The sequence below is a fragment of the Burkholderia oklahomensis C6786 genome (assembly GCF_000959365.1).
In the GTDB taxonomy this organism is placed as follows: domain Bacteria; phylum Pseudomonadota; class Gammaproteobacteria; order Burkholderiales; family Burkholderiaceae; genus Burkholderia; species Burkholderia oklahomensis.
Window position 1 is genome coordinate 648,357 of record NZ_CP009556.1, and the last position, 19,005, is coordinate 667,361.

Genomic DNA, 19,005 nt, shown 5'->3' on the forward strand with positions numbered 1-19,005 from the left:
TGTTTTGTTTCACACTCCATGTTCCGAAGGAGATTCCATGAGCTTCAACATCGCATTGTCCGGCATCAACGCCGTCAACAACCAGCTGAACACGATCAGCCACAACATCGCGAACACGGGCACCTACGGCTTCAAGTCGGGACGCGCCAATTTCGCGACGATGGTCGCGGGCGCGCAGCCGAACGGCACGTATATCGGCTCCATCACGCAGAACGTCGGCATCGGCGGCAGCATCATGAAGACGGGGCGCGGCCTCGACGCGGCGATCCAGCAGGACGGCTTTTTCGTGACCAAGGATGCCGACGGCTCGTTGCTGTATACCCGCGTCGGCATATTCCAGCGCGCCGCCGACGGCTACATGGTGGACGGCTTCGGGCGCCGCGTGCAGGGCTATGCGGCGAACGGAGTGCTCGGCGATCTTCAGGTGCCGAACACGGTCGAGCCGGCGAAGGCGAGCGACAGCATCGAATATGCGGGGAACCTGTCGGCGGACTGGAAAGTGCCGAAGAATCCGAAATTCGATAAGGACGACGATACTTCGTTCAACCATTCGGTCTCGACGACCGTCTACGATTCGTTGGGCCGCAAGCATGTCGTCACGCAGTATTTCGTGAAGCAGCCCGCGCCGTCGACCGACATCGACACGTATTACGCGATGGACAACGAGCTGGTCGGCGGCGCGACGCCGGCCAAGCAGACCCTGAAGTTCGACGAAAACGGCAAGCTCACGGAGCCGACCGCGCCGGTCGCGCTCGATTTGGGCACGCCCGCCGGCGCGGGAAAGCTCGTCGTCAACGTCAACTACACCGGCGTCATGCAGGTCGGCGGCGATTCCACGACGACCACGAACAACCAGAACGGCTATGCGGCGGGCACGCCGGGAGAGCCGTCGATCGACGAGAAAGGCAACGTCGTCGTTCAGTACAGCAACGGGCAGAAGCGCACGGTGGGCACGGTCGCGCTCGCTGCGTTCGCGAGTGCCGACGGCCTGACGGCGGTCGGCGACACCGCGTGGAAGGCGTCGACCGCGTCCGGCAATCCGCTTTACGGGACGCCCGGCTCGGGGATGTTCAGCAAGCTTGCGACGGCGTCACTCGAGATGTCCAACGCGGACGTGACGCGGGAACTGGTCGACATGATGTCCGCGCAGCGCAACTACCAGGCGAATTCGAAGGTGATCGCGACGGAGAACCAGATGATGCAGTCGTTGATGCAGGCGCTGTGACGCGATGGATGCGCTGATCTATACCGTCATGAGCGGCGCCGGCCGGGCGCTGCACGCGCTCGAGGTGCATGCGAACAACATCGCGAACGCGCAGACCGACGGCTTTCGCGCCGAGCTCGAGGCCGCTCGGACGCGACCGGTCGCGGGCTACGGCTACGACAGCCGTCACTTGATCGAGCTGCAGGCGAACGTGTTGAGTGCGGACGCGGGCGTCGTCGAGGAAACCGACCGCGAGCTGGACGCGGCCATCCAGGGCCGCGGCTACTTCACTGTGCAAGGGCCGAACGGCGGCAACGCGTATACGCGCGCGGGGAATTTCCAGATCGACGCGGACGGCGCGCTGACCGTCAACGGCCGGCCGGTGATCGGCGAAGGCGGCCCGGTCGTGCTGCCGGATTTCACGAGCGTGCGCATCGGCGAGGACGGCACGCTGTCGATTACCGTCGCGGGCGACACCGAAGTCCAGGCGGTCGACCGGCTTGAACTCGTCGATGCAGACGCGTCCGAGCTGGTGAAGAACGAGACCGGCTTGCTGGTCCCGCGCAACGGCGCGCCGCTGCCGGCTAGCGACGACGTCAGGGTGCTGGGCGGCCATCTCGAGCGCAGCAATGTGTCGCCCGTCGACGAGATGACCTCGACGATGGCCCTCAACCGCGCATTCGAGGTGCAGATGCGTTTGTACAACGCGGCGGGCGACATGGCCGACGCGGGCAACAGGCTGATCCGCGGCTGATCGCGCGGATCGTGGTGGAGCGGTTCGCCGCTCCGCCCGTCATCCAGTTGAAGTGAGGAAAACGATGAATCAGGCAATGTGGATTAGCAAGACCGGCCTTCAGGCGCAGGATGCGAGGCTTCAGGCGATCGCGAACAATCTCGCGAATGCGAACACGGTCGGCTTCAAGCGCGATCGGATGGTGTTCGAGGATCTGTTTTACCGGATCGAGCGCCAGCCCGGCGCGCAGCTCGATCAGAACAACGCGGCGCCGCTCGGCGTCCAGCTCGGCACCGGTACGCGCCTCGTCGGCACGCAGAAGGTGTTTACGGACGGCAGCGTGCAGACCACCGGACAAGCGCTCGACGTCGCGATCGTCGGCAAGGGTTTCCTGCAGATGCAGTTGGCGAACGGCGAAACCGGCTACACGCGCGCCGGCCAACTGACCAAGAACGCGGAAGGCCTGCTCACGAACGCGCAAGGCCTGCCGTTGCAGCCCGAGATCGCGATTCCGGAGAACGCGACCGAGATCGTCATCGGCGAGAACGGCGTCGTCGCGGTGAAGACGCCAGGGGCCAGCGAACTGACCGAGGTCGGGCAGGTTCAGCTCGCGGACTTCGTCAACCCGGCCGGGCTGCTGTCGATCGGCGACAACCTTTACATGGAGACTGTCGCGAGCGGTCCGCCGAACGAGGGGGACCCGGGCACCGACGCGTTCGGCAAGATCAAGCAGGGTTCGCTCGAGGCATCGAACGTGAAGGTCGTCGACGAAATGGTCGAGATGATCGCCGCGCAGCGAACCTACGAGATGAACACGAAGGTGCTGAGCGCGGCCGACAGCATGCTGCAGTACCTCGCGCAGGCGGCGCGGTGATGCGAGCTCTCCTGATTCCGCTGCTACTCGGAAGCCTCGCGCTCGCCGGCTGCACGGTGATCGAGCAGCCGCGGCCCGACTTCGCCGACGACGATCTGCCGCCCTTCGCGACCGCGCCGGCGGCCGGCCGCGCGGGCGGCGTGTTCAATCCGGTGTCTGCATGGTCGCTTGCGTCGGACGGCCGTGCATACCGCCCGGGCGACACCTTGACCGTAGTCCTCGAGGAAACGACTCAGGCGAGCAAGCGTGCGGACACGCGCTTCGGCAAGAAAGGAGATTTCGAATTCAAGCCGGGCATGCTGTTCGGCAATCCGCTGACGTTTGATTCGTCGGTCGGCGTGAAGCGCGATTTCAACGGCAGCGGCACGAGCTCGCAGCAGAACACGCTGCGCGGCGAGATCACCGTCATCGTCCATCAGGTCATGGCGGGCGGCCTGTTGCAGGTGAAGGGCGAGAAAGTGCTGGCGTTGAATCAGGGCGAGGAGATCATGAGGCTGACGGGCTACGTCCGCCCGGCCGACATCGACACGAACAACCGCGTGTCGTCGCGCCGCATCGCGAACGCCCGCATCAAGTACGTGGGCAAGGGCGCGCTGTCCGACTCGAACGCCGCCGGCTGGCTTACGCGCTTCTTCAATGGTCCGTGGATGCCATTCTGATGATGAAATCACTACAACTAACGTGGCGGACCGCGGGCGCCGCCGTGCTGTTGGCCGCCATGTGCGGCGCCCGCGCGGCGGCGTTGGGCACGCTGGTCGACGTCGAAGGGGTGCGGCAGAACCAGTTGATCGGCTACGGCCTCGTCGTCGGCCTCAACGGCACTGGGGACGGCCAGCAGATCCGCTATACCGGGCAATCCGTCGCCAACATGCTCAAGCAGTTCGGCATCGCGCTGCCGGAAGGGATACGTCTGCGCTCCCGAAACGTCGCGGCCGTGATGGTGAGCGCGAATTTCCCACCCGGCTACGTGGCGGGCCAGCACATCGACGTGACGGTGTCGTCGCTCGGCGACGCGAAAAGCCTGCGCGGCGGCACGCTGATGCTGACGCCGCTGCGCGCGGCGGACGGCGTCGTCTACGCGCTCGCGCAGGGCAACTTGGTCGTGCCGGGCGTCAGCGCGCAAGGGCGAAGCGGCTCGAGCGTGACCGTCAACGCGACCGCGGCCGGCCGCATTCCGCAGGGCGCGACGATCGAACAGGAAATCGCCACCGATTTCGACGCGAAGCCGTACGTGCGGCTGAGCCTGAAGCGCCCCAATTTCCAGACGGCGACGAACATCGTCAACGCGGTGAACGGCGTGATCGGCGCGGGCTTCGCCGTCGCGCGCGACGGCACGAGCGTCGAAGTGAAGGCGCCTGGCGATCCGACCGCGCGGGTGGCGTTCGTCGCGAGGCTCAACGCGATCAACGTGGCGAGCGGCAAGGAGGCACCTCGGGTGGTGTTCAATTCGCGCACGGGCACCGTCGTGATCAGCGAAGGGATGACGGTCGCGCCGGCGGCGGTGTCCCACGGCGCGCTGCGGGTCACGATCTCGGAAGGCGCGCTCGTCAGCCAGCCGAACGCGTTCGCCGGCGGGCAAACCGCCGTGGCGCCGCTGTCGAAGGTCGACGTCGAGCCGAGCGGCAACCGGATGTTCAGATGGCCCGCGGGCGTCAGCCTTCAGACGATCGTCGACACGATCAACGCGACGGGCGCCGGCCCCGACGACGTGATGGCGATCCTGCAGGCGTTGGACGAGGCCGGCGCGCTCAATGGCGAACTAGTCGTTATCTAGGGAGTTTTCATGTCGTTTGCAAGCATCGATTCCACGCCCGTCGCGTTTGACGCGGCCGAGGTCGGGCGCGTCGCGCCGGCGAGCGCCGAAGCGGCCGAGCGACGCAAGGCCGTCGGCGCGGCCGAGCAGTTCGAGGCGCTGCTCATCGCGCAACTGATCCGGGAAATGCGCAAGTCGATCCGCGAAATCAGCCCGGAAGGCAGCCTGCTGCGCGATCCCGTCAACGGCAGTCTGACGGATTTCGTGGACGCGGCCGTCACGCAATCGCTCGCGTCCCGGCGCGCATTCGGCATCGCCGATTTCATCCTGAGGCAGATCGCTCCCGATGCGCTGCCGGGCCGAGCCGCGGCGCGCGCAGGCGCAAGCACGCGCGCGCCGATTTAAGGCGTCGCGCGTTCCGGTCGCCGAATGGCATTGTCTTTCGCACCTTCGTTCACCAGTTGGCCCGACCGCGGCGACGTCCGCGTCCTGGCATTCAAAAGGCGTTTATCACGATGAACCTGATCTATATCGGCATGTCCGGCTTGCGCGCGGCGAACTGGTCGCTGCGCGCGACCGCGGACAACACCTCCAACCTCGCGACCAGCGGCTATTCGCGTCGAGGTGTGCTGCTGTCGAGCGGAGCGAACGGCGGCGTCGACACGTCGGCGACGCTCCGCTTCAACGAGAGCTACAAGACCCAGCAGCTCTGGACGACGAACGGCAAGCTCGGACGCCATAAGGCGAGCCAGTCCTATCTTGATCAGCTCGAGCGCCTGACGAGCATCAGCCTGCCGGAGGGAAAGAGCAAGACGAACGATCTCGGGATGGGCGCTTTCTTCGCGTCGCTCAACGCTGCAAGCACGGACCCGGGGTCGTCCGTGCTGCGCCAGGCGGTGCTGGACGCCACCGGTTCGATGACGAAGCAGTTCAACAACATGCGCTCGACGCTGAACGAACAGTTGCGGAATATCGAGCAGGCGCGCGTCGCGACGGTCGAGGAGATCAACGGCCGCGCTGCGGCAATCGCGGAACTGAACGCGAAGATCATGTCGGGGCAGGCGGCGGGCGCCGACGTGTCCGGCTTGCTGGATCAGCGCGACGTCGCGGTCGACGCATTGTCGGGCCTGGCCGGCGTGCGGGTCGTCCAGCAGCCGAACGGCACGGTCGACGTGTCGCTCGGCACGGGTCAGCCGCTCGTGCTCGGCAATCAGGCGGCGACGATGGCGGTCGAGCACGACGCGTCGGGCCGCCAGACCCTGTCGCTCACGTTCGGCGATCAGACGATGCCGGTCAGAACGGCGAGCGTCGGCGGCGCGCTGCGCGGGCTGTCCGATGTCGAGGACGACGTGCTGCGTCCGCAAATGGAAGCGCTGCGGTCGCTGGGATCGCAATTGGTCGATCTCGTCAACACGCAGCTCGGCGATGGCTACGACATGAACGGCAAGCCCGGCAAGCCGCTGATCACGTATGACCCGTCGACCGGCATGCTCGGCATCGACAAGACGCTCAAGCCGGACGATCTCGCGTTCTCCGGCGACCCGGACAATCCGGGCGACAACGCGAATCTGCGCGCGCTGATCGAGCTGGGCCATAGCAAGATCGACGTGCCGGGCCTGGGCACGGTGTCGCTCGAGAACGCGACGGCGGTGATGATGGCGAAGATCGGCTCGGCCAGCCGGGAGAACAAGCAGCTGCTCGAAACCGCGGACGCGACGCGCGCGCAGGCCGAGCGCGATTGGCAATCGGTGAGCGGCGTCGACAAGGACGAGGAGGCGATGAACATCCTGCGCTTCAAGGAAATGTACAGCGCGAACATGAAAGTGATCTCCGTGGCGAACGAGCTGTTCGAGACCACGCTGAAATCGATCTGACGGAAGGAGGAACGCCATGCGGGTGACGAGCAACCAATATCATTCGATCATGATCGGCGTGTCACAGCGCGCGCAGTCGCAGATCGCCGACGCGATGGTCCGCATGGCGACTCGCCAGCGGATTCTCCGCACGTCCGACGACGTGATCGGTTCGGTCCGCCTCGCGTTGCTGATCCAGCAGGACGGCGCGCGCGAGCAATATCGCGACAACATCGGCAAGCTGACGAGCCGGCTTCAGCTCGCCGAGAGCAGGATGACAGGGCTCGGCACGGGGCTCGGCGACGTGCGAGATTTGCTGCTCTGGGCGTCGGACGGCAGCAAGCCGCCGCAGGATCTGCCCGCGATTGCGCAGACGCTCGAAACGCTGCGGCGCAGTCTCGTCGCGACGGCGAATGCGAAGGATGGCGAAGGAAATTACCTGTTCTCGGGCACGGCGATCAAGACGCAGCCGATTCAATACGATGAGACCAAGCCGGTCGGGTCGCGATACACGTATGCGGGCAACGACAAGCAGCAGGAAGTGATCGTCGGCGACGGCATGACCGAAGTCGCCAACGACAACATGAAGGAGATGGCGGACCTGCTCAACAAGCTCGAACATGCGATCGAGACGATGAACACGCCGGGCGCCGATCCGAACGACGACGCCGTGCGCGCGGTGCTCGTCGCGGCGCTGGACGCGAGCGACGCGACGAGGAACGCCGTCGATGCGAAGATCGCCCGGTCCGGCAATGCGCGCAGCACGCTCAAGCTGTTCGACGACATGCACCAGGAAGCGCAGGTGGCGGGTGCGGAGGCGGTGCTCGACGTCGGACAGGCCGATGTCGCGCAGGTCTACGAGGAATACATGAATTACCGGGTCGCGCTCGAGGCGACGCAGAAGATCTATGCGCAGGTGATCCAGATGTCGCTCTTCAATGTGCTGTGACGCGGGTGACGATCGATGGACGTTCGAATGATTGCCGCGCCCGCCGGCCAACGCCTGGGCGGCGGCGCCAACCAACGGACCGAGACCGCGCCGGCCGATGCCCGCATCACGCGCATGCGCCCGATTGCCCGTACTGAACGAGACGCGTCGCGAAGCGGGCATGCCGACGCGGCCGTCGGTGCGTCGAAGGCGCGGCGCGACGCGTTTGCCGTTCGGCAACGGCTGAACGCGGAAGCGTCCGGCTCGCAGCAGGTGCTCGATTATCTGGGCCGTTTCGCCGCGCACCTGAAAGACCTGAAGGGCGCGCTCGGCACCCGGCTCGCCGGCGGCGGAGATCACGACGTCCGCGCGAAGCTCGACGCGGTGTCGGCGGAGTGGGCGCGCCGGCATCAAGCGACGGGCGGGCGCTTGAACAACCTGCTCGAAGCGGGCGACGCAGGCGCCGCGCAACGCAGCTTCGTGGTGCGCGGGCTCAACGGACGCGATGGACGGCGCGCGGAAGGCGAGATGCTTACGTTCTACCTGAGCCCCGCGGGCGCCCGGTCGGCGACGGTCTACGTCGAGGCGAATCTCTCCGCGCGCGATCTGGCGGCTCGGCTGAAGCAAGGCCTGGCCGCGCTCGGCGTCGACGTCAGGCTGGATGCGCACGAGCGGATTCGCTTTTCCGTCTCCGAATCGAAATGGTCGTCGCTCGAAGAGGGGCTGCGCATCCGGGGCGGCGGCGTGCGCTTTCCGGCTGGGCAGCCGCAGCGGCCGGCGCTCGGCGCGTTGCCGGGCGTCATCGAGCCGTCGCAGTGGAGCGTAGACGATCGGGATGCGCTGCATGCATCGCTGCGCCGGGCTGTGCATGCGATCAGGCACGTCGAAAGCGTGTGTGAAACCGTCCAGCGCACGTTGAGAGACGCGCGACGCGCGGCCAGCGCCGCGCCGGCCGGTCACGACGCGGAGTGGGCGCGCGCGACGAGCGCCGGTGTGGCGGAATCGCTGGCGTCCGGTCGGCATTTTTGCGACGTCGCAGCATTGAACGTCGCAGCCTCGGGCGTTCGGGCGGCGCGCGTGCGCGAACTGCTGGCGCTGCGTTGACGTGCGCGGCGTCCGCGGCGCGATGTTCGATGCGCGCGAACCGGACGCGGCGCGCGCCGGGCGAGCACGCGCCGTCCGGCGATGCGCTTCGCCGCCGTAGACAGGTGTGTCGTCGGACACGACGGCATCCCGTCGCATTCACTGCCTTTCGCTTTTTTCGTTTCGTTTTCCTGTCCGGTCGATGTCAACGCCGCCGCATCATGCGCGAAAACACCGCTTCGGCGCGGCATGACGGCCGCTCGCCGGGCGCGCGTCGTGTATGCGTTTCGGTGACCGCATCGGACGCGCTTGCGTAAAGGGACGAACAGTCCACGTTTCGGCATATTTAAGACGCATCCGATTTATGCGGACCGCCGACAGTCCCAGAATGTATGCATCGATTATTCGGACACGAATTTGTCCTGCGCTTCAGGCCGAGCGCGTTCCGATTCCGCACGCCGGCTTTCCGCTGCCGGCCCGTCCGCAAAGCCATTCGCATGTATGCAACGGTACGGTATGCCGTGTACGAGATGATGACGAGATATCTGATAGAAGATCGCGTGATGTTCGATAGCTACCACATGAGCTTGTCGCACGCCGGCCGGGAAACCGAACTGACCGCCAACGAGTCGGCGCTTCTGGAAATGGTGCTCTCCGGCATGATCGCGAAAGCGGAAGTCATTAAGCACGTTTGGGGCGACAAGGGCGTCATCGTGACCGACAGCAGCTACCATCAGCTCGTGCGGTCGCTCAGGACCCGCCTGGAGGAGCATCAGCTCAGCGGCGCGCTCATCAAGACGCTGCCGCGCCAGGGCCTGAAGTTCATGGGGTTCGCGGTCCGGCTGGCCGACGATCGGCAGTCGGCCGACGCCGGTGCCGACGCGCATGTGCCCGTCGATCATTCCGCGCTCGACGCGGGCGTGCCGTTTCAGCTTGAGCCGGAGCCGCCGCTGCACGCGACGGATCGTTCGCCTACCGGTTTGCAGCGTCTGCTGCGGCATGGCGAGCGGATATTGCTCCTCGTCATCACGCTGTGGGCCGCCATGCTGACATGGTATCTAGTGCTTTAGGCATTGGTATTCGGAAGGGATTGGCCCACACGGCGGCCGCCAACGCCAATATGGGTGAATGGGGACTCAACCGGCTTCGTGAACGAGCGTACCTCCGCGACTTCCTCGAACATGCAGTCCCCCCTCGCACAGATGAAATGTCCTTCGATCAGCCGCTTGCAATCGCAAGCGGCTGATCGACGCCTACGCTTCCCAGGCCCACCCGGCGCTCGACCTCGATCGGCTCGCTTTCGTCCGGATCGAAAGTGCAGCCGCGCGATCGTCGCGATCGGCAGGGCCCTTGACGCGCACGCGCAGCGCCGTCAGTTCACGCCAGCGGCGCTCCACGCGCGCGCGACCGTTGCGCTCTCAACCGAATTCGCGCCGTACAGGTCATTCGCCGCCTGGATCGACGCGCGCCTCGCGCTCGGATAGCTGGAGTTGGTGGTCAGGTACACGGTCAGCGTCCGGTACCAGATCTTGCCGGCTTTGTCGCGGCCCAGGCCGCTGAAGCGGGTGTCGCCGTTGCAGACAAGCTGGCTCGTCGACAGTCCGGTATCGGTCGCCGGCGCCACCGGGCCTTCCGAAAGCAGGTAGAAGAAGCGGTTGCCGACGCCCGACGAGTAGTGCGGATCGTGGCGCGGATTGAACCACGAGAAGCCGCCGGACGGATAGCAGCTGTACGACCGGCCGTCGAGATCCTGCTTGTACATCTTGCGCAGGCCGCCGCTCGTCACGCGCGCGCCGATCACGTAGTTGCCCGGATCGTTCGGGTTGTCCGCGTAGAACTTGACGAGCGTGCCGAAGATGTCGGACGTCGATTCGTTAAGGCCGCCCGCGTCGCCCGAATAGTTCAGGTTCGCGGTGGCTTCGGTTACGCCGTGGCTCATCTCGTGCCCGGCCACGTCGATCGACACGACGGGCTTCGGCAGGCGGGTGCCCGGCTCGCCGTCGCCGTACACCATCACGCGCGACGACAGCCATGCCGCGTTCGCGCCGGTCGTGCCGCTGCCGGTGTTGAACACCACGTGGGCGTAGCTCTTCACGCCGCGGCCGTCGTTGAAGATGCCGTTGCGGTTGTGCGTGGCCTTGTAGTAATCCCAGGTCAGCGCGAGGCCGTAGTCGATGTCGGCTGCGACGGTCTGCCGGTCGCTGGTCGTGTTGTTGCCCCACACGTTCGTGCTGCTCGTGAAGATCGGCAGATCGGTGGCCAGCTCGACGTCGTCCGAGGTCAGGCCGCGACCGTCGTACACCGAGCCGCCGCCGCGCGTCGGATCGAGCATCCGGTATGCGTTCATGCCGGTCTGGTCGGTCGTCAGCGGCAGGTTGCCGTAGTACAGCGAACGGCCGGTGCCGGTCGCGGAGGCGGTCTTGATCAGGTCCTGCGCGTCGAGCACGTTGCCCGTGCGCGCGTCGACGTAGTAGAGCACGGCTTCGCCGTGCGCGTCGGTCGCCTTGCCGTACACCCGCACCGCATAGGCCAGCGTCGGCGCGACGTCGCGCGCGAACACGACGAGATCCGCGCCCTCGACGCGGCGCACGTCTTCGCCGAAGCGCGCGGACGCGACGCGCCGGGCCGTGGCCGTGCCCACGTCGGGCGCGTTGCGCACCACGAAGCGGTCGCCGACCTTGCCGATCTTGCCGGCGAGATTGATCGGCGTGGGCTGGGTCAGGTTGGCCTGCTTCAGTTGCCCCTGGCTCGAGTGGACGACGACGTCGCCGCCGATCACGGGCAGACCCGCGTAGAAGCGGTCGAAGCGCACGTGCTCGGTGCCGTCGGGGTCGACGATCACGTCGCGCACCTGGAACTGGTCGCCTTCCACCGGCGCGCTCGCCTGCGCGGCCGCGAACTTCAGCGTGTGCGCGGCGCTGCCGGCGGCCAGGTTGAAGGCGATCGGGTTCTGCCGGATCAGTTGCAGCGCCCGGTCGACTGCGGCCTGCTGATCGCCGGCGTGCGCAAACGCGCTGAGACTGGCAAGGGAAATCGCAGTGACGGACAGAAGGCAAGATAGCTTCTTCATGTAATCCTCCAGATAATGAATGCGTAATTATTGAAAACGTATTAAGTGCAAGCACTAAACATGAGAGGTGCGGCGAACTGCAAAGGCATGCTAGAAGGTCAAATCAATATTTACAAGATAATTACCAATAAATTAATTTTTCATTGTGTCGACATGAATCGAGTCAGGTGTTGGTGAGAAATCTGAAATGATCTTGTGCGACGCGTTGGGCGCGTCGGCGACATTGAACTGGCGGCATGCGCCGAGTGCGTGTCAAAAGATTCGACAGCGGAGTGGCGCCGCGTGCGATGCGGCTCGAACGGAGCTCGTGGCGCGCTTGCAGGCCGACAACAGCCGCCATGTTTTATTTCATTGGATATTCATTTCAATTGTTAATGGTATTTTATGAATATTCAATTGATCCATGAAGCAGCGTTTTTCAATTCAGGCGGCCTGCATTTTCGAATGGGCGGCTGATGTCTGGCGAGCCGGCCGGCGAACGAATGGCGGCATTGTTTGGAAGAACGAAACGGCGCGGCGTTCGATGACGTGCAAAAAACGCGGTTCATCGCATGACGCGATGATCGTCGACGGTGGACACCGAGGGAATATCCGTAGACACGCGCGGGATCCCGCGGAGTCGCGCCGGAGCGGTTGATCCCGCCGTCGTATTCGATGCCGATGACGGGGCGGCTGAGGGCTCACGATCCAAAACGACAACGTCGACGCGTTACCGGGCGCGATCGACTTGCAGATATACGCCCCGATCCTGGTGTCGCGGCACGCTTACGACCTGCTTCTCGAATGCCGGATCGAGCCGGATATTGTCGGCGTTGGCGGCATCGCACTGCGGCGATACCGCGCGCGACGCGCGTTCATTCGCCGATCAGATGCAGCACGATATCGCGTCGATGCGCGGCGCGGCGATGCTCGAAGAGGTAAATGCCTTGCCAGGTGCCGAGCACCATGCGCCCATGTTCGACGGGAATCGACAACTGCACCTGCGTCAGCGCCGTGCGCAAATGCGCGGGCATGTCGTCGGGGCCCTCGGTGTCGTGCTCGTAGCGCGAACCGTCCTCGGGCGCGAGGGTGGCGAAGTAACGTTCCAGGTCACGCTGCACCGACGGATCCGCGTTCTCCTGGATCAGCAGCGAAGCGGAGGTGTGCCGGCAGAACACGGTGAGGAGGCCGGTGCGGATCGACTGCTGTTCGACGAATGCGCGTACCTGCGGCGTGAGCTCGACGAGGCCGCACCCGCGCGCCTCGACGGTAATGTGTTGAATCGACTGTTGCATGGTCATTGGGCGTCGGTGTGCTCATCCCAGCGCGGCGAAGCCCTCGGATTCGATCTGCTCGGCGCTGACGGGGCGGACGACGCGCGCGATTTCGACGCCGTCGCGCAGGAACACCAGCGTCGGCCAGAGCTTGATTCCGAATGAGCGGCCGAGCGGCCGGCCGGGGCCGTCTTCGATTTTCAGATGCCGAACCGCGGGGTGCGCCGAGAATGCGTCGCGAATCTTGGGCTGCGCGGCCGTGCAGATGCCGCACCAATTCGCGCCGAACTCGATGACGGTCGCACCAACGAGCGCGTCGACTTCGGCGCGCGTAGGCGCATCGGCGAAGTAGGCCTGAGGAGTATGCGTCGTCGCTCTCATGTGCTTTACAGAAGTCTGACTGTGTCGTGGCCGTATTCGAAGCCAATGGTTTTACTGTAGCGCAAAAGGGCGCGGCGGCGTGGGACGCCGTCCGGCTTGCGCCGTCACAAGCGATGACGAAACGGTCGATCTCGCGAGAAGCAAGAAAAGCCAGTCCGGCCGCAGCCGATGGTGCTCGTTCCAAAGACGGCTTTTCTGAGGATTTTTTCGCCCAATGACATCTTTTTCGGGATGGGGTCCGTCAGCCTGTCTCTGAAACGATGGCTAGGCGCGAGTCGAAATACCGCTGCCCGTTGTCTACGGGCGAAAGTTCATTGTCGGCTCCGGCCCGGTATCATGTCGATGACTTACCTTGATGAACCCGTGCGGGAGGACAGCGTCGTGCATGTCGGTGAGCGTTTCAACAGCATTACCCATCTCGTTGGTGCCGTGCTGTCGGTGGTGGGGCTGGTGACGCTCGTGACGATGGGCGCGCTCGACGGCGACGCGTACAAGGTCGTGAGCTTCAGCGTGTACGGTGCGATGCTGTGCGTGCTCTATGCCATCTCGACGCTTTACCACAGCGTGCGCAGCCCGCGCCTGAAAGCCATCCTGCAGAAATGCGATCATTCGGCGATCTACCTGCTGATCGCCGGCAGCTACACGCCGTTCACGCTCGTCACGTTGCGCGGACCGTGGGGTTGGTCGCTGTTCGGCGTCAGCTGGGGGCTCGCCGCTCTGGGCATCGCGCAGGAGCTCACGCTCGGGCGGCGCACCCGCATCGTTTCGATGACGCTGTATGTCCTGATGGGATGGCTCGCGCTCGTTGCGATCCGCCCGCTGATCCATGCGTTACCGGCAGAGGGCACCGCCTGGCTCGTGGCGGGCGGCGTCATCTACAGCGCCGGCATCTATTTCTTCATCAACGACGAGCGCATCCGCCATGGGCATGGCATCTGGCATCTGTTCGTTCTGGCGGGCAGCCTGTGCCAATTCGTCAGCGTCGCGCGCTACGTTGCATGATGTGCCGGCGATCGTGAACGCCGGGTTGGCTGCCCGACGAGCGGCCGTCGTCCGCTCTGAACGATCCTTGCACGCTTGACGACGATGGCGGTCGGTTTCGGGGCGAAGCGGACATCGCGCGGCGGGAGGTCATCGGTGTTGACGGACGTGCGCGAGCGACATCGCGCCGCATGCGATGAATGGCCGCGTGCGATGAAGGCATCGGCATCGAGATCGGAAATGGCGCGATACGTCACTCCATGCGGGTCAGGGGTTGTCTGCCGACGGCCCTTTCCAAGGACGACTTCTTCGAGAGTTTCGTCGTCCAAGGACATCCTTTTGAGACGAGCGGGACCCGCGTGCCTCGGAGAAGATGTCTGATTGGGTGCTTTATAGAATGTCAAAGACGCCTTTTCCGAAAGCCCGCTGTCGCGTAGTCAGGAATTTGCAAAGGGGTGATGCGAGCCAAACAGCGCCGTGAACGTTATGGGCGGTCGCGATGGAGAACGCCGATGGCGAGCCGGGAACCGGACAATCGCGCATTCGACGCGGCGTGACTGTCCTGCCTCTAGAACAACTGCCCCTGCCCCGAGATCACCGATTCGAAATCGTCGCGCAGGAACGGAAGAATCGCGTCGGCAACGGGCTGCAACTGGCGGCTCACGTAGAACGCGTAATCGATCGGCATGCGGAGCGTCTCGAGCGGTTCGGGACCCGCCGTCGTCATCACGTAGCTGATCCATCCGCCATGCTGGTACTGCAGCGGGCGCCCCTGTTCGCGATTGAATGCGTCGGCGACGCGCGCGGCGCGGACGTGCGGCGGGACGTTGCGCTGGTATTCGCCCAGTGGCCGGCGCAGCCGTTTCCGATAGATCAGCAGCGCATCGAATTCGCCGGCGAGCGTGCGGCGCACGTATTCCCGGATGAAGTCATGGTACGGCTCCCGCTTGAAGACCCGTCGGTATAGCTCCCGCTGGAACTGCTGGGCCAGTGGAGTCCAGTCGGTCCGCACGGTCTCGAGGCCCTTGAACACGAGCTCCTCGCCGCCGTCCGGTGCGACGGTGAGGCCGGCGTAGCGCTTCTTGCTGCCTTCCTCCGTGCCGCGGACGGTCGGCATCAGGAATCGGTGATAGTGCCGCTCGTATTGGATTTCGAGTGCGCTGTCGAGTCCGAAGCGGGCCTGCAGATGCGTCTGCCACCAGCGATTGATATGGCCGACGAGCGCGCGGCCGATGCGATCGGCTTCTTCGCTGGCGTGCGGGCGTTTCAGCCAGACGAACGTCGAGTCGGTGTCGCCGTAGATGACGTCGTAACCCTGCGCCTCGATGAGCTTGCGCGTCTCGTGCATGATCTCGTGGCCGCGCATCGTGATCGACGACGCGAGCCTCGGATCGAAGAACCGGCATCCGGAGGAGCCGAGCACGCCGTAGAACGCGTTCATGATGATCTTCAGCGCCTGCGACAGCGGCTGATTGTGCTGGCGCTTCGCGAGCTCGCGGCCTTCCCACACGCGACGCACGATGTCCGGCAGGCAATGCCGGCTGCGCGAGAAGCGGGCGCCGACAAAGCCGGGCACCGATTCGCTGTCGTCCGGATGGCTGATGCCCTCGATGAGCCCCACCGGATCGATCAGGAAGCTGCGGATGATCGACGGATACAGGCTCTTGTAGTCGAGCACGAGAACCGAGTCGTAGAGTCCGGGCCGCGAATCCATCACGAAGCCGCCGGGACTCGTTTGCCCGGTCACGTCGCCGAGATTCGGCGCGACGTAGCCCAGCCGGTGCATCCTCGGCATGTACAGATGCGTGAACGCCGCGACCGATCCGCCGATGCGATCCGCAGGCAGCCCCGTGACGGTCGCGCGTTCGAGCATGAACGGCAGCAGATCCGCTTTCTCGAAAATGCGCGTGACGAGCTCGCAGTCCTTCAGGTTGTAGCGTGCGAGCGCGGGTTTGTCGTGATCGAACCGGCGCTGGATTTCGTCCATGCGCTGGTACGGATTGTCGATCGCCTTTCCTTCGCCGAGCAGCGACTGCGCGACGTGTTCGAGACTGAATGACGGAAAGGTCCAGGTCGCGGATTTCAGCGCGTCGATGCCGTCGATCACGAGCCGCCCGGCCGCCGTCGCGAAGAAATGATCGGGCTGCTGGCCGTGCGCCCGCCAGTCGAGCACGCTGCCGCCGCGTCCGAGCCGCAGCGGAACCCGATACTGCTCGGCGTGCGCATGCAGCACGCGCAGGTCGAACTGCACGAGATTCCAGCCGATGATCACGTCGGGATCGTGCCGCGCGAGCCAGTCGTTCAACCGCTCGATCAGCGCGGGCCGGCTTTCGCAGTATTCCAGTTGAAAATCGACGTCGCCGTCGCCGTTGGCCGGGCCGAGCATGAAGACCTGCCGCTGTCCGCATCCGTCGAGCGCGATCGAGTAGAGCTCGCTCCGGGCGCTCGTTTCGATGTCGAGCGACACGCATCGCAGTGTCGGGCGATAGTCGGTGCCGGTTTTCAGCTCGCCGTCGACCAATGCGCCGTCGCTGTCCGGCACGCCGCGGAACCGGACCGGCGCGGTGATGAAGCGCTCCATCATGTAGCGCTCCGGCGGAAGGACGTCGGACTCGTAGACGTCGACGCCCGACTGGCTCAGGTGCTTCTTCAGGGCGGCGAGATGGCGGTAGCGCCGGCAATAGAGACCGACGACCGGGCGCTGACGGAAGTCGCGCAGCGGGAGGGGGCGCAGCACGGCGTCGGTGTCGCCGTTCAGTGCGCGTTCGGCCTGTTCCTGTTGCTCGGCGGGAATGAACGCGACCGATTCCTGCGTGCGCAAGCGGACCCGGCGCGGGCCGCGCTCGGTCGCCAGCCAGAACTCGACCTCGGTGCCCTTCGCCGTGTCCCTCCAGTGGCGGGTGAGAATGAAGCCCTGTTCGAATTCCGTCAAAACATACTCTCGCTATCGACACGCAGCCGCGGGATTGTAGCGCCGGGGGCGGCGTGCGGATTCGGATTTCGTCGGCGGATTTCGTTGCGATGCGGCGTCCGGCGGCGGGGACGCGTCGAAGAGCGCCGGCGAGAACGAGCGGCGGGCGAGCGGGTGTGCTGCCGGCTGGCGAGAATCAGGCCCGATCGTTCGTCGCGGCCGCGACGCGAACCGGCGATCGATGCGACACCCGGCGTCGGATCGCCGAAGCCGCGGCACCGTCAACGGCGGACAGGCGCAGGCGTACGTCGGATGCGGCCATCCGAGGTTCGCGCGATCGCGGTCGGCGCGGTTCGTGATGGCGAGTACGTGACCGGCCGTCGGCGCCGGCGCGGCATATCGCCTGCAACGCGCGGCGGACGAAGGACCGGGCTGGCGCAGTCGCCGTGGTTCATGGCGGCGATGATGCCGCCGGCTTGGGCGCTTGCACGATACATCGTATGCAATGTGCGTAACGCTCGTGCATCCGCCCGATGAATCCCCGGCGCGACGTCCATACCATACGACTCACACGATATGAACGATCCGGAGACGCGTATGGACCACCCCTCTTCCGTAGCGGTACGACCCGCGTCGGACCCGCTGAACGACGGCTATCGCAAGGTCACGTTCCGACTGATCCCGCTGATCTTCGTCTGCTACCTGTTCAATTACCTCGACCGAGTCAACGTCGGCTTCGCGAAGCTGCAGATGCTGAGCGACCTGCAGATGAGCGAAACCGTCTACGGTCTCGGCGCAGGCATCTTCTTCGTCGGCTACGTGCTCGCGGGCGTGCCGAGCAACCTGATTCTGCGGCGCGTCGGCGCGCGCGTGTGGATCGCGATCATCATGGTCGCGTGGGGCATGCTGTCCTCGTCGCTGCTGTTCGTGAAGACGCCGGCATCGTTCTATACGCTGCGCTTCTTCACCGGCATCGCGGAAGCCGGCTTCTTTCCGGGCATGGTGCTTTATCTGACGCAATGGTACAGCGCCGAGCATCGCGGCCGCGCGATCGCGCTCTTCATGTCGGCGATTCCGATCTCCGGCGTGATCGGCGGCCCGCTGTCGGGCTGGATGCTCGACCACTTCTCGGTCGGGCAAGGCGGACTCGCGGGCTGGCAGTGGCTCTTCCTGCTGCAGGGCGCTCCCACGATCGTGCTCGGCATCGCGGTGTTCGCGTTCCTCCAGGACCGGATCGACGACGCGCGCTGGCTGTCGGGCGACGAGAAGGCCGCGCTCAACCGCGCGCTCGCGACCACCGCGGCCGACGCCGCGAGGTCGTCGTCCGGACGGCCGCAGCGGATGCGCGACGTCTTGCGCAACGCGGCCGTCTGGAAGTTCGGCATCGTCTATTTCAGCATCCAGATGGGCGTGTACGCGATCAACTTCTGGCTGCCGTCGATCATCCGTTCGCTCGGCGTCGGCGGCAGCGGCGCGATCGGCTGGCTGAGCGCGATCCCGTATCTGTTCGCGAGCATCGCGATGATCGCGGTCGGCAAATCCGCCGATGCGCGCCAGGAGCGCCGCTGGCATCTGAGCGTCCCGATGGCGGTAGGCGTCGCGGGCCTGCTGATGGCCGCGCAGTCCGGCAATGCGATCGTGCCCGCGATGATCGGCCTCGTGCTCGCGACGGCCAGCGCGCTCACCGCGCTCGCGATGTTCTGGCCGCTGCCGACCCTGGTGCTGACGGGCACGGCGGCGGCGGGCGGCGTCGCGCTGATCAACTCGCTGGGGCAGGTCGCGGGCTTCGTGAGTCCCTACATCGTCGGCTGGATCAAGGACGCGACGCAGCGCACCGATCTCGCGCTCTACGTCCTGTCGAGCACGATGGTCGTCGGCATCGTGCTCGTGATGCGCACGCACGCGCGTCGCGCCGGCCGCTGACGCGCGGAAGGCCGCGCCTTTCGCCACTGCATTCGCGCGCGACAGCGCGCGTCATCGA

Annotated in this window: 18 protein-coding genes; 13 read left to right on the forward strand and 5 right to left on the reverse strand. The window is 65.4% G+C overall.

Annotated features, from left to right (window positions below):
- Positions 1-37: 37 nt before the first annotated feature.
- The 10 genes from BG90_RS20905 to BG90_RS20950 all read left to right on the forward strand — a co-directional run bounded on the left by BG90_RS20905 (position 38) and on the right by BG90_RS20950 (position 9,498).
- A complete protein-coding gene (locus tag BG90_RS20905; RefSeq protein WP_010122225.1) occupies positions 38-1,225 on the forward strand; it encodes a flagellar hook protein FlgE in 1,188 nt (395 codons plus the stop codon).
- Between the two features lie 4 nt (positions 1,226-1,229).
- Positions 1,230-1,958, forward strand: a complete 729-nt coding sequence (locus BG90_RS20910) for a flagellar basal body rod protein FlgF (protein ID WP_010112094.1) — start codon at positions 1,230-1,232, stop codon at positions 1,956-1,958.
- Positions 1,959-2,022: 64 nt separating this feature from the next.
- The gene (gene flgG, locus BG90_RS20915) at positions 2,023-2,811 is read left to right on the forward strand and encodes a flagellar basal-body rod protein FlgG (protein ID WP_025990536.1); all 789 of its coding nucleotides are present in this window, start codon (positions 2,023-2,025) and stop codon (positions 2,809-2,811) included.
- Complete coding sequence (flgH, locus tag BG90_RS20920; protein WP_374189779.1) at positions 2,808-3,470, forward strand: flagellar basal body L-ring protein FlgH; 663 nt, start codon at positions 2,808-2,810, stop codon at positions 3,468-3,470. The genes flgG and flgH overlap by 4 nt, the downstream gene beginning before the upstream one ends.
- A gap of 59 nt (positions 3,471-3,529) precedes the next feature.
- A complete protein-coding gene (locus BG90_RS20925) occupies positions 3,530-4,585 on the forward strand; it encodes a flagellar basal body P-ring protein FlgI (RefSeq protein ID WP_010112097.1) in 1,056 nt (351 codons plus the stop codon).
- Between the two features lie 9 nt (positions 4,586-4,594).
- Positions 4,595-4,969, forward strand: a complete 375-nt coding sequence (locus BG90_RS20930) for a peptidoglycan hydrolase (protein ID WP_010122227.1) — start codon at positions 4,595-4,597, stop codon at positions 4,967-4,969.
- Positions 4,970-5,079: 110 nt separating this feature from the next.
- Complete coding sequence (flgK, locus tag BG90_RS20935) at positions 5,080-6,438, forward strand: flagellar hook-associated protein FlgK (RefSeq protein ID WP_010122229.1); 1,359 nt, start codon at positions 5,080-5,082, stop codon at positions 6,436-6,438.
- A gap of 16 nt (positions 6,439-6,454) precedes the next feature.
- Positions 6,455-7,366 (forward strand): flagellin N-terminal helical domain-containing protein, encoded by a 912-nt coding sequence (locus tag BG90_RS20940; RefSeq protein WP_010112100.1) that lies wholly within the window; start codon positions 6,455-6,457, stop codon positions 7,364-7,366.
- Positions 7,367-7,393: 27 nt separating this feature from the next.
- Positions 7,394-8,449: a hypothetical protein gene (locus BG90_RS20945; RefSeq protein ID WP_010122232.1), complete on the forward strand. Its 1,056-nt coding sequence runs from the start codon at positions 7,394-7,396 to the stop codon at positions 8,447-8,449.
- Between the two features lie 542 nt (positions 8,450-8,991).
- On the forward strand, positions 8,992-9,498 hold the full coding sequence (locus BG90_RS20950) for a winged helix-turn-helix domain-containing protein (RefSeq protein ID WP_157135692.1): 507 nt from the start codon (positions 8,992-8,994) through the stop codon (positions 9,496-9,498).
- Positions 9,499-9,800: 302 nt separating this feature from the next.
- Here the strand turns inward: BG90_RS20950 and BG90_RS20955 are convergent, their stop codons facing one another.
- The 3 genes from BG90_RS20955 to BG90_RS20965 all read right to left on the reverse strand — a co-directional run bounded on the left by BG90_RS20955 (position 9,801) and on the right by BG90_RS20965 (position 13,132).
- Positions 9,801-11,498 carry a M4 family metallopeptidase gene (locus tag BG90_RS20955; RefSeq protein ID WP_010122236.1) on the reverse strand — a complete coding sequence of 566 codons (1,698 nt, stop codon included), beginning with the start codon at positions 11,496-11,498 and terminating at the stop codon, positions 9,801-9,803.
- Positions 11,499-12,352: 854 nt separating this feature from the next.
- Positions 12,353-12,772: a secondary thiamine-phosphate synthase enzyme YjbQ gene (locus BG90_RS20960; RefSeq protein WP_010122238.1), complete on the reverse strand. Its 420-nt coding sequence runs from the start codon at positions 12,770-12,772 to the stop codon at positions 12,353-12,355.
- A 21-nt stretch (positions 12,773-12,793) separates the two neighbouring features.
- Positions 12,794-13,132, reverse strand: a complete 339-nt coding sequence (locus tag BG90_RS20965) for a thioredoxin family protein (RefSeq protein ID WP_010122240.1) — start codon at positions 13,130-13,132, stop codon at positions 12,794-12,796.
- A 26-nt stretch (positions 13,133-13,158) separates the two neighbouring features.
- On the opposite strand from BG90_RS20965, the gene BG90_RS35460 reads away from it, so the two are divergent.
- Both BG90_RS35460 and trhA read left to right on the forward strand, forming a co-directional pair.
- On the forward strand, positions 13,159-13,350 hold the full coding sequence (locus BG90_RS35460; protein ID WP_124072366.1) for a hypothetical protein: 192 nt from the start codon (positions 13,159-13,161) through the stop codon (positions 13,348-13,350).
- Between the two features lie 163 nt (positions 13,351-13,513).
- Positions 13,514-14,134, forward strand: a complete 621-nt coding sequence (gene trhA, locus BG90_RS20970; RefSeq protein ID WP_025990539.1) for a PAQR family membrane homeostasis protein TrhA — start codon at positions 13,514-13,516, stop codon at positions 14,132-14,134.
- Here trhA and BG90_RS35465 read toward each other — a convergent pair.
- Both BG90_RS35465 and BG90_RS20975 read right to left on the reverse strand, forming a co-directional pair.
- Complete coding sequence (locus tag BG90_RS35465) at positions 14,122-14,442, reverse strand: hypothetical protein (protein WP_144411701.1); 321 nt, start codon at positions 14,440-14,442, stop codon at positions 14,122-14,124. The genes trhA and BG90_RS35465 overlap by 13 nt on opposite strands.
- A 239-nt stretch (positions 14,443-14,681) precedes the next feature.
- A complete protein-coding gene (locus tag BG90_RS20975; RefSeq protein WP_010122242.1) occupies positions 14,682-17,045 on the reverse strand; it encodes a DNA polymerase II in 2,364 nt (787 codons plus the stop codon).
- Between the two features lie 576 nt (positions 17,046-17,621).
- Between BG90_RS20975 and BG90_RS20980 the strand changes: the two genes are divergently transcribed.
- Entirely contained in the window at positions 17,622-18,947 is a 1,326-nt protein-coding gene (locus tag BG90_RS20980; protein ID WP_010122244.1) for an MFS transporter, read from the forward strand.
- The last annotated feature ends 58 nt before the right edge of the window (positions 18,948-19,005 follow it).

Bases quoted from the DNA above. Each gene is read 5' to 3' on its own strand.
- BG90_RS20905 (WP_010122225.1), top strand. From the start codon at position 38: ATGAGCTTCAACATCGCATTGTCCGGCATCAACGCCGTCAACAACCAG.
- BG90_RS20910 (WP_010112094.1), top strand. From the start codon at position 1,230: ATGGATGCGCTGATCTATACCGTCATGAGCGGCGCCGGCCGGGCGCTG.
- flgG (WP_025990536.1), top strand. From the start codon at position 2,023: ATGAATCAGGCAATGTGGATTAGCAAGACCGGCCTTCAGGCGCAGGAT.
- BG90_RS20925 (WP_010112097.1), top strand. From the start codon at position 3,530: ATGTGCGGCGCCCGCGCGGCGGCGTTGGGCACGCTGGTCGACGTCGAA.
- BG90_RS20930 (WP_010122227.1), top strand. From the start codon at position 4,595: ATGTCGTTTGCAAGCATCGATTCCACGCCCGTCGCGTTTGACGCGGCC.
- flgK (WP_010122229.1), top strand. From the start codon at position 5,080: ATGAACCTGATCTATATCGGCATGTCCGGCTTGCGCGCGGCGAACTGG.
- BG90_RS20940 (WP_010112100.1), top strand. From the start codon at position 6,455: ATGCGGGTGACGAGCAACCAATATCATTCGATCATGATCGGCGTGTCA.
- BG90_RS20945 (WP_010122232.1), top strand. From the start codon at position 7,394: ATGATTGCCGCGCCCGCCGGCCAACGCCTGGGCGGCGGCGCCAACCAA.
- BG90_RS20950 (WP_157135692.1), top strand. From the start codon at position 8,992: ATGTTCGATAGCTACCACATGAGCTTGTCGCACGCCGGCCGGGAAACC.
- BG90_RS20955 (WP_010122236.1), bottom strand. From the start codon at position 11,498: ATGAAGAAGCTATCTTGCCTTCTGTCCGTCACTGCGATTTCCCTTGCC.
- BG90_RS20960 (WP_010122238.1), bottom strand. From the start codon at position 12,772: ATGCAACAGTCGATTCAACACATTACCGTCGAGGCGCGCGGGTGCGGC.
- BG90_RS20965 (WP_010122240.1), bottom strand. From the start codon at position 13,132: ATGAGAGCGACGACGCATACTCCTCAGGCCTACTTCGCCGATGCGCCT.
- BG90_RS20980 (WP_010122244.1), top strand. From the start codon at position 17,622: ATGGACCACCCCTCTTCCGTAGCGGTACGACCCGCGTCGGACCCGCTG.